Genomic DNA, 10,094 nt, shown 5'->3' with positions numbered 1-10,094 from the left:
TATTGAAATGATATTTCAAACATGATATTATGAAATTATAAATAAGAAAACGAATTCATAGAATGAAATAAAATATGGAGGTAAAAAAATGGATAAATTAAACTTATCAAAATTAACAACAGAAAGTAGAAATCAAAATACATTAAATATAGATAAAGTATCAACTTTAGAAATGGTTAAGATGATAAATGAAGAAGATAAAAAGGTAGCAAATGCAATAGAAATAGAACTACCCCAAATAGCAGAAGCCATAGATGGAATAGTAGAGAGAATGCAAAAAGGTGGAAGGTTAATATATATAGGAGCAGGGACTTCTGGAAGGTTAGGAATACTAGATGCATCAGAATGTCCTCCAACATACGGAGTATCAGAAGAATTAGTTCAAGGATTAATTGCAGGAGGTCAAGAGGCTATATTTAGAGCTAAAGAAGGTGCTGAAGATTCTAAAGAGTTAGCTGTATTAGATTTAAAGGATAAAAGTTTAAATGAAAATGATACGGTAGTGGGTATAGCTGCATCAGGTAGAACACCATATGTAATAGGGGGATTGGAGTATGCAAATGAAATAGGAGCCCTAACGATATCAGTTACATGTAATGCAGATTCACAAGTAGCAAAGGAAGCTAAAATAGCAATATCTCCAGTTGTTGGAGCAGAAGTTGTAACAGGATCTACAAGATTGAAGTCAGGGACAGCCCAGAAGTTAGTATTAAATATGCTGTCAACAGGAAGCATGATAAAAATGGGAAAAGTATATGGAAACTTAATGGTAGATGTGAAAGCAACAAATGAAAAATTAGTTGAGAGATCTAAAAAAATAGTATGTGAAGCGACAGGAGTAAGTTTTAAAGAAGCAGAAACTATTTTAAAGAAAACTGGGTTTGATGTAAAGCTATCTATATTTATGATCTTGTCAAACTTAGAAAAAGAAGAAGCTAAAGTAATATTAGAAAAGAATAATGGATATATAGCAAAAGCTCTTAAAAATATATAAAAATAAATAGGAGGAATTGTAATGACAAACCAAGAAATAGCAAAGAATTTAATTGACTTAGTTGGTGGAAAAGAAAATATTAAAAGTGTACAAAACTGTATGACACGTTGTAGACTTGAACTATTTGATTATTCAAAAGTTAAAATGGAAGAATTGAAAAAGTCAGAAGGTGCGCTGGGAGTAGTTCAAGCAGAGGGGCAATTACAAATTATTTATGGACCAGGTAAAGTAAATAAAGTAACTGAAGAAGTTAACAAGATAGTTGGTAAAAAAGTTTTACTAGGTGATGATGCAATAAGAGAAACAAAAGATAAATTAAAGGAAAAGAATAATACGAAATTTAAAAATGCACTTAAAAAAGTTGGGAATATATTCATACCTTTAATACCACTATTTGTAGCATGTGGGTTAGTTTTAGCAGTTAATAATATTGCAGGAGTATATTTTGGAGAAGCATATACAAGTACAACTGCAGCGAAGATAATAGGATTAATAGGAAACGGAGTTTTTTCAGTTTTATCTGTATTAGTTGGATTAAATGCAGCGAAAGAATTTGGATCACAAATGCCTATGATGGGTGGAGTACTTGGAGGAATTTTATCATCTCCAGTACTTGCTGATATAAATTTATTTGGAATGACATTAACACCAGGTAGAGGTGGAATAATATCAGTAATATTAGTTGCACTATTAGCAGTTTATATTGAAAAAGGGTGTAAAAAAGTAGTACCAGATGTGTTAGACTTATTTATAACACCACTAGTAACACTAACAGTTTCAGTTTTAGTTGCATTATTAGTACTACAACCAATAGGTGGGTTTATATCTGATTCAATAGGTTTAGTAGTAGCAAATACTGTAGCATCAGGAAATATGCTAGTTTCTGTTATATCAGGAGCAGTGTCAGGAGCGCTATTCTTACCATTAGTTATGACTGGGATGCATCAAGCTTTAACGCCTATACATGCAGATTTAATAGCAAGTACAGGGGCAACAGTTTTACTTCCAATACTTGCAACAGCAGGTATGGCTCAAGTTGGAGCTACAATAGCAGTTTTTAAAAAGACTAAAAATAAAAGATTAAAAGAAACAGCAAAAAATGGATTAGTACCAGGATTTTTAGGTATAGGAGAGCCTTTAATATATGGAGTAACATTACCTCTTGGAAAACCTTTCTTAGGAGCTTGCTTAGGAGCTGGAATAGGTGGAGCGGTAATGGCATTTTTCAAAGTTGGAGCAGTTGCAATGGGGGTATCGGGATTACCACTTGCACTATTAATAGCTGATGGGAAAATGTTTGTATTCTTAATTGGAGTTGTAGCATCGTATGCAGGTGGATACTTCTTCACAGAATTATTAGGCTTTGAAGATCCAGTAGAATAAAAAATAGTAAAGGACTGACCTAAGGTTTGGGCACTCCAAATATAATACTAAGTTGTGCTCCCAAAGCTTAAAAGATGCTTTGAAGGTCGCTACAAATTAGCATTATATCTGGACCCAGCAAATAAGGTCAGTCCGTTTTTATATGACGAGGAGGAAGTAATTATGAGTTTAGGATTTTCAGTTTATTTTGGACTAGATAATACAAAAGATGAAAATATACAATTATTAAAAGATGCTAATGAGTTAGGATTTACTAGGATTTTCACATCGCTTCATATTCCAGAAGCTAATTATGATATTTTAAAAGTTGAAGTAAGAGAGTTTTTTGAATTAGCAAAACAATATGATATGGATATAATTAGTGATATATCTCCAAATACTTTTAAATTTTTAGATTTAGATAACATGGATTTAAAAGGATTAAGAGATATGGGAGTAAAAACTATAAGAATTGACTTTGGATATACAGAAGAAGAGATCTCTAATATGGGTAAAAATGATTATGGTATACAAATACAATTAAATGCGTCTACAGTAACAGAATCGTTTTTCAAAAACTTAGATAAATTTTCTCCAAATTATGAAAATATAGATGCACTTCACAACTTTTACCCAAGAATCGGAACAGGGATATCTGAGGAATGTATGTTAGAAAAGAATAAGATTTTAAATGATAGAGGAATAAAGGTATGTGCATTTGTTCAATCTAATAACAGAAAAAGAAGTCCATTAAAAGATGGGTTACCAACATTAGAAGATCATAGGAATAAAGATGTAAGACAAGCTGCAAATCATTTGTTTGCAATAGGAAATCAGTCAGTTTTTATAGGTGATTCACTTCCAAGCAAACAAGAGTTAAATGATTTAGCTAATCTTTTTGCTGAAGGAGTAGAATTAAGAATAAAAGTAGATACTAAAGAGAAAGTTTCGTTAAAATTATTAGAAGAAATATATAGTTCACGAACTGATGGAGCAAGAGATGCTATAAGAGCTAGTGAAAGTAGGTTAATATTAAATGGAAATAATATAAAACCTGAAAATACAGTAGATAAAAATTATGGAGATATAACTATAGACAATGAAGGATACAAGAGGTATATGGGAGAGCTTCAAATTTTAACTACAACTCAAGCTCACGATGCTAGAATAAATAAAGTAGCATCAGTTTTACAAGATGACTTTTATCTATTAAAATATATAAAGGATGGTAAAAAGTTTTATTTTAGAAAGGTTTAAGTTATGAATATTTTAGAGTATATAAAACAAAATTATGAAGATTTTACAGATAGCGAGAAGCTTATAGCTGACTATTTACTTTCTAATAATGAGAGTATAATTAATTTATCAGCTAAAGAAATAGGGGAAATAACAAATACTTCGGCAGCTACATTGATTAGATTTTCAAAAAAGTTAGGTTTTGAAAGTTTAAATGAAATGAAGTTAAAGTTATCTATGAGTTTAAGAGATATAAAAGAAAAAGCTGATTTTGAGTATATAAACAAAAAACTTGAGACAACAGATATAATATACGGGATAAAAAAATCGATTGATAAAGTTATGGATAAAACTGTAAATTTAATTCAAGAAGAAGATTTAGAAAAAGCGATAGAGTTACTTTCTAAAGCAAAGAATATATATATATATAGTGTTGGAGTTTCAGGATTAGTAGGACAAGATTTTTATTATAAATTAAGTAGAATAAATAAAAGATGTATAGCACATGTGGACACTCACTTACAAATTACTTCATCTATTTTAATGGAGCCTGAAGATGTAGCAGTTGCAATATCATATTCGGGAACGACAAAAGAAGTAATAAAGTGTGTAGAAAATGCAAATAAAAATAATGTTCCAGTGATAAGTATAACAAAGGCAAGCATAAGTAATAAATTGGAAGATTTATCTGATATAACATTAAAGGTTCCTTATGTAGAAAAATCTTTAAGAGAAGGAGCTATGAGCTCAAGAATATCTCAACTTGCGATAATCGATATGCTATTTATAGGTATGGCTAAAGAAAATATCGAAGAAGTAGAAAATAAATTAGTAGTAACAAGAGAAGCAGTAAAAGATTTAAAGTTATAAGTAAAGATAGGGATATAGTTGTATTTTGCTACACAAGCAAAAAGACGCTTGAAATGTAGCTAAAATACAACTATATTCCTATGCTTATTGTGGAAGAGAAGAAGAAGAGGATGTATTTTGCTACACAAGCAAAAAGACGCTTGAAATGTAGCTAAAATACAACTATATTCCTATGCTTATTGTGGAAGAGAAGAAGAAGAGGATGTATTTTGCTACACAAGCAAAAAGACGCTTGAAATGTAGCTAAAATACAACTATATTCCTATGCTTATTGTGGAAGAGAAGAAGAAGAGGATGTATTTTGCTACACAAGCAAAAAGACGCTTGAAATGTAGCTAAAATACAACTATATTCCTATGCTTATTGTGGAAGAGAAGAAGAAGAGGATGTATTTTGCTACACAAGCAAAAAGACGCTTGAAATGTAGCTAAAATACAACTATATTCCTATGCTTATTGTGGAAGAGAAGAAGAAGAGGATGTATTTTGCTACACAAGCAAAAAGACGCTTGAAATGTAGCTAAAATACAACTATATTCCTATGCTTATTGTGGAAGAGAAGAAGAAGAGGATGTATTTTGCTACACAAGCAAAAAGACGCTTGAAATGTAGCTAAAATACAACTATATTCCTATGCTTATTGTGGAAGAGAAGAAGAAGAGGATGTATTTTGCTACACAAGCAAAAAGACGCTTGAAATGTAACTAAAATACAACTATATCCCTATGCTTATTGTGGAAAAGAAGAAGAAGAAGGGTGTAGGTAGTTGATTTAAAACACTTAAAAGTCAAAGACTTTGGTGTTAAGAGTCAACTACCTACACCCTTCTTTACGATATAAAATAAATCCACAAATTATGAGAAACTAGTGAAAAATATGAAGGAATTTAACTAAAGGAAAAGCATCCAATTTAAGTGAATAGATACTATAAAACAAATAGAATAATATTAAGCAAAGGAGTTAACAAATGAATAAAGAAGGAAAAGTTGTAGTAGCCTCAACAATTTTAACAACTGCACTAGTTTCAGGGTTTACTTTATCACAAGCTCCAATTCTTGCAAATGAAGAATATAAAAGGATAGAGCAGCAAGAAGTAGTCTTAAAAAATAGTGAAGATAAGACTAATAAACAAGAAAATAAAAAAGAGGAAATCGTTAAAGAAGATGAAACTACGGACAAATCTAATAAAAATGAAAAAAAATATAAAAAAGATTATTACGTCAATAAAAATTCAAATGAGCAAACATCAATAAATTCTCAGTATAAACCTACAAATGAACAACAAAATCAAGTAAAACCTTCAGTAAAGCCTGAGGAACCGATAACACCGGAAAAACCAGTAGAACCTCCAGTAAAACCTGATGAACCAATAACACCGGAAAAACCAGTAGAACCTCCAGTAAAACCTGATGAACCAACAACACCGGAAAAACCAGTAGAACCTCCAGTAAAACCTGATGAACCAACAACACCTGAAAATCCAGAAGAACCTCCAGTTAAACCTGATGAACCAACAAAGCCTGAAAATCCAGAAGAACCTCCAGTTAAACCTGATGAAGAATCATATGAATCAAATCTAATTAGTAATATAGGTGAAGCAGTAAGTAAAAATGTTTACTATAATGATATTAATATAAAGTAAATTTATTAGTAAGCTTTAATTATAAATAAAAATAACTTAATTTTGATATGTATGATAAATCTATTACATCAAAGTTAAGTTATTTTTTTTTCTTTACTTTGTTGTGTATGAAATGTTTTCATGTATAATTGATGTTTTTGTTTTGATTATAATTTTAATATCTTATTTTAGAGGATTACTTAAATTAAGTCATACCATTATTTTTTTATTCATAAAATTTAAGTAGGACAATAAACAAAAAATTAAAATGTCTATAGGGGGAATAGAACTTGTATAAAGTAGATTTAAATAGTGATTTAGGAGAGAGTTTTGGTTGTTATAAACTAGGTATGGATGAGGAAGTTTTAAAACATATAACTTCAGCAAATATAGCTTGTGGGTTTCATGCAGGAGATCCAATTCAAATGGACAAAACTGTAAAATTAGCGATTGAAAATAATGTGAAAATAGGTGCTCATCCAGGATTTATGGATATTATAGGGTTTGGAAGAAGAGAAATGAAAATTAGCCAAGAGGAAGTTAAGGCTTACGTAAAATATCAATTAGGTGCACTAAATTCTTTCGCTATTTCAAATGGAACAAATATACAACATGTAAAAGCTCATGGTGCTCTTTATAATATGGCAGCAAAAGACTATGAGTTATCTTTAGCTATAGCACAATCAGTATATGAGGTTGATAAAAATATAATTCTTCTTGGACTTGCAAATAGCTCAATTATAGATGCTGGTAAAGATGTTGGTCTGAGGGTTGCAAATGAAGTGTTTGCAGATAGAGCATACAATAGCGACGGAACGTTAGTATCAAGAAGTATTGAAGGGTCTATTATACATGATACAAATATAGCAATAAAAAGAGTTATAAAAATGATAAAAGAAAATAAAGTAGAGGATATAAATGGAAAAGACATAGATATAAAAGCGGATTCTATATGTGTACATGGAGATAACCCTAAAGCTATAGAATTTGTAAAAAGCATAAAATCAGAGCTTATAAAGGAAGGCATAAATATATGTTGCATAAGTGAAGTTATTAAATAATTGGAGGGGTATTTATGTCTAATAAAAAAGATTTAACAGCTCTTATGGGAGCTGCTTTTATAATGGCGACTTCAGCTATTGGACCTGGGTTTTTAACTCAAACAGCTAAGTTTACGGAGTTATATGGAGCTAGTTTTGGGTTTGTAGTTTTAATGACTACTATATTTTTTGTTGGAGCACAGCTTAATGTGTGGAGAATAATAGGAGTATCTGGACTTAGAGGCCAGGACATAGCAAATAAGGTGTTACCAGGATTAGGTTATTTCATAGCCATATTAGTAGGGATAGGAGGACTTGCATTTAACATTGGGAATGTAGGGGGGGCGGCACTTGGAGTAAATGTAATGCTCAATGCAAATATTACAATATCAACTTTAGTATGTGGATTTATAGCAATAGCAATTTTTTTAATAAAAGAATCTGGTCCAATAATAGATAGATTCACAAGATTTTTAGCAATTATAGTAATAGTTGTAGTAGGATATGTTGCTATAATAAACAAACCTGATATGTACCAAGTTGTAAAAGGAGCCTTTATTCCAAAAAACCCAGGAGGATTAATTTTTCCAATAATAACTCTTTTAGGTGGAAGTGTTGGAGGATATATAACTTTTGCAGGAGGTCACAGACTTATTGATGCAGGAATAACAGGTGAAGAAAATTTAAAGGATGTAAACAAATCTTCAGTATTAGGTATAAGTGTAGCAACTATAGTAAGGATTTTATTATTTTTAGCGGTTTTTGCAGTTGTTTCACAAGGAGTAAGTTTAGATCCTGAAAATCCAGCTGCATCAGCTTTTAAGTATGGAGCAGGAAATTTAGGATACAAATTTTTTGGTTTAGTATTATGGAGTGCCAGTATAACATCAGTTATTGGAGCTGCATATACATCTGTTTCTTTCATAAAAACACTTCATCCATTAATAGAAAAACATGAAAATAAATTTATAATTTTATTTATATTTATTTCAACATTAATAATGGCAGTAGTAGGAAAACCAGCAAGTTTGCTTATTTTAGCTGGGTCTTTAAATGGATTGATTCTTCCTATAACTTTAGGGGTTATATTGTTAGCATCTAAAAATAAAGATATTGTAGGTGAATATAAACATCCTAAATGGTTATTAATTTTAGGATGTTTAGTAGTAATAGTTACTGCTGTAGGTGGATTAATATCACTTAAGGATATAGTGAAGTTATTTTAAAAATACTTGCTGGGGGGATGGAATTAGTTATGGAAACAAAATACTTATTAGCAGGAGATAAATCTATAGTAGTTGAATTTGGGGATATTATAGATGAAGAGATAAATAGAAAAGTTATAAATTTAATGAAAAGCATAGAAAAATCCAGTTTAAGTGATTATATATATGAGATGATACCAACATATAGATCTCTTATGATAATTTATAACCCATTAAAAATAGCATTTAATAATCTTATAAACACAGTAAAAGATATGGAAAGTAATTTGGAAATTTTAGAGAAACATGAAAAAAATATAGTTAAGGTACCTGTTTTGTATGGAAATGATTTTGGACCTGATATAGAGACTGTTGCAAAGCATAACGGATTAAAAATTGAAGATGTTATAAAGCTTCATAGTGAAGCTGAGTACTTAGTTTATATGTTAGGTTTTACGCCTGGATTTACATACTTAGGGGGAATGAACAATAAACTCGAGACCCCTAGGTTAGCTAATCCAAGAGTTAAGATACCAGAAGGATCTGTAGGTATAGCAGGAAAGCAGACAGGAGTATACCCTATAGAGAGCCCTGGAGGATGGCAATTAATAGGAAGAACACCTATAAAACTATATGATCCTAAAAGAGAAAATCCTATTTTATTAAAAGCAGGAGATTATGTGAAGTTTATACCTATAACAAAGGATGAGTTTAATAACTTTTAAAATGAAGGGGGGCTAATTGGTGGGAGCTAAAATTTTAAATAAAGGTTTATTAAGTTTAATACAAGGCGGTACTAGAAAAGGATTTCAACAATATGGCGTTCCGGCTTCTGGAGCAATGGATGATTATTCATTAAGAATTGCAAATATACTAGTTGGAAATGATGAATATGAAGCGTGTATAGAAGCATTAATAATTGGTCCAACGATAGAATTCCATCAGAAATCTATTATAGCAATAACTGGTGGGGATTTAGGGCCTATGTTAAATGGAATTAGAATTGATATGTATAGAAGTTATATTGTAAGTAGCGGAGATATATTATCTTTTTCTGGAGTAAAAAATGGATGTAGAACTTATATTGCATTTGGAGGAGGAATAGATGTTCCAATTGTTATGGGTAGTAAGTCAACTTATTTAAAAGGGAATTTAGGCGGATATAAAGGAAGAGAACTTAGGGAGGAAGATTATCTAAAACTTTTAAAATTTGATGGAGACACAAATTCAATTTTACCTAAAAAATATATAAAAGAGTATGATAAAGAAATTATGTTGAGATCAATAATGGGACCTCAAGATAATATGTTTGATTCAAAAAATATAAAAACTTTTTTTAACTCTATATATGAAATAACAAATGAATGTGACAGGATGGGATATAGATTATCTGGGGATAAAATTAATCATTTAAATGGTGCAGATATAGTCTCAGACGGAATAGCATTTGGTGCAGTTCAAATTCCAGGACATGGAAATCCTATTATTATGATGGCAGATAGACAGACAGTTGGAGGTTATACTAAAATAGCTAATGTTATAAGCGTAGACTTATGTAAATTAGCTCAAGGCAAACCAGGAGACAAAGTTAGATTTAAAGAAGTAGATATATATGAAGCACATAGGATTTTAAAAAAATATGAAGATGAAATTTCTGAAATTAAAGATAACATAAACAAATTTGAAGTAATAAATAAAAAATTTTATAGTATAAGTTTAAATGGTGTTAATTACAGAACCATATGTGAAGAAATACATTAATTTTTT

General features: G+C 30.4%; 9 protein-coding genes. All 9 read left to right on the top strand.

The genetic code is table 11. The annotated features are described in order from the left end of the window. Window positions 1-88: 88 nt before the first annotated feature. The 9 genes from murQ to VN21_RS07120 all read left to right on the top strand — a co-directional run bounded on the left by murQ (window position 89) and on the right by VN21_RS07120 (window position 10,088). Window positions 89-994 carry an N-acetylmuramic acid 6-phosphate etherase gene (gene murQ, locus VN21_RS07160; RefSeq protein WP_046822654.1) on the top strand — a complete coding sequence of 302 codons (906 nt, stop codon included), beginning with the start codon at window positions 89-91 and terminating at the stop codon, window positions 992-994. A gap of 21 nt (window positions 995-1,015) precedes the next feature. Continuing rightward, window positions 1,016-2,377 carry a PTS transporter subunit EIIC gene (locus VN21_RS07155; protein ID WP_046822426.1) on the top strand — a complete coding sequence of 454 codons (1,362 nt, stop codon included), beginning with the start codon at window positions 1,016-1,018 and terminating at the stop codon, window positions 2,375-2,377. A 162-nt stretch (window positions 2,378-2,539) separates the two neighbouring features. After that, on the top strand, window positions 2,540-3,613 hold the full coding sequence (locus VN21_RS07150) for a MupG family TIM beta-alpha barrel fold protein (protein ID WP_046822425.1): 1,074 nt from the start codon (window positions 2,540-2,542) through the stop codon (window positions 3,611-3,613). A gap of 3 nt (window positions 3,614-3,616) precedes the next feature. Further along, window positions 3,617-4,462, top strand: a complete 846-nt coding sequence (locus VN21_RS07145; protein ID WP_046822424.1) for a MurR/RpiR family transcriptional regulator — start codon at window positions 3,617-3,619, stop codon at window positions 4,460-4,462. A gap of 966 nt (window positions 4,463-5,428) precedes the next feature. Next, a complete protein-coding gene (locus tag VN21_RS19240; RefSeq protein WP_052952003.1) occupies window positions 5,429-6,103 on the top strand; it encodes a hypothetical protein in 675 nt (224 codons plus the stop codon). 269 nt (window positions 6,104-6,372) lie between these two features. Then, window positions 6,373-7,143 (top strand): LamB/YcsF family protein, encoded by a 771-nt coding sequence (locus VN21_RS07135; RefSeq protein WP_046822653.1) that lies wholly within the window; start codon window positions 6,373-6,375, stop codon window positions 7,141-7,143. Between the two features lie 14 nt (window positions 7,144-7,157). Further along, on the top strand, window positions 7,158-8,348 hold the full coding sequence (locus VN21_RS07130) for an NRAMP family divalent metal transporter (RefSeq protein ID WP_046822652.1): 1,191 nt from the start codon (window positions 7,158-7,160) through the stop codon (window positions 8,346-8,348). Window positions 8,349-8,377: 29 nt separating this feature from the next. Further along, window positions 8,378-9,052 (top strand): 5-oxoprolinase subunit PxpB, encoded by a 675-nt coding sequence (gene pxpB / locus VN21_RS07125; RefSeq protein WP_046822651.1) that lies wholly within the window; start codon window positions 8,378-8,380, stop codon window positions 9,050-9,052. Between the two features lie 19 nt (window positions 9,053-9,071). Continuing rightward, on the top strand, window positions 9,072-10,088 hold the full coding sequence (locus VN21_RS07120) for a 5-oxoprolinase subunit C family protein (RefSeq protein WP_046822650.1): 1,017 nt from the start codon (window positions 9,072-9,074) through the stop codon (window positions 10,086-10,088). The last annotated feature ends 6 nt before the right edge of the window (window positions 10,089-10,094 follow it).

It is taken from the genome of Paraclostridium benzoelyticum (genome assembly GCF_001006285.1).
In the GTDB taxonomy this organism is placed as follows: domain Bacteria; phylum Bacillota; class Clostridia; order Peptostreptococcales; family Peptostreptococcaceae; genus Paraclostridium; species Paraclostridium benzoelyticum.
Note: the sequence above shows the minus strand (reverse complement) of the source record. Positions and strands in the feature narration are given on the sequence as shown.

What these genes read in the sequence shown, in the direction of transcription:
- murQ (WP_046822654.1), top strand. Translation starts at nt 89, where the DNA reads ATGGATAAATTAAACTTATCAAAATTAACAACAGAAAGTAGAAATCAA.
- VN21_RS07155 (WP_046822426.1), top strand. Translation starts at nt 1,016, where the DNA reads ATGACAAACCAAGAAATAGCAAAGAATTTAATTGACTTAGTTGGTGGA.
- VN21_RS07150 (WP_046822425.1), top strand. Translation starts at nt 2,540, where the DNA reads ATGAGTTTAGGATTTTCAGTTTATTTTGGACTAGATAATACAAAAGAT.
- VN21_RS07145 (WP_046822424.1), top strand. Translation starts at nt 3,617, where the DNA reads ATGAATATTTTAGAGTATATAAAACAAAATTATGAAGATTTTACAGAT.
- VN21_RS19240 (WP_052952003.1), top strand. Translation starts at nt 5,429, where the DNA reads ATGAATAAAGAAGGAAAAGTTGTAGTAGCCTCAACAATTTTAACAACT.
- VN21_RS07130 (WP_046822652.1), top strand. Translation starts at nt 7,158, where the DNA reads ATGTCTAATAAAAAAGATTTAACAGCTCTTATGGGAGCTGCTTTTATA.
- pxpB (WP_046822651.1), top strand. Translation starts at nt 8,378, where the DNA reads ATGGAAACAAAATACTTATTAGCAGGAGATAAATCTATAGTAGTTGAA.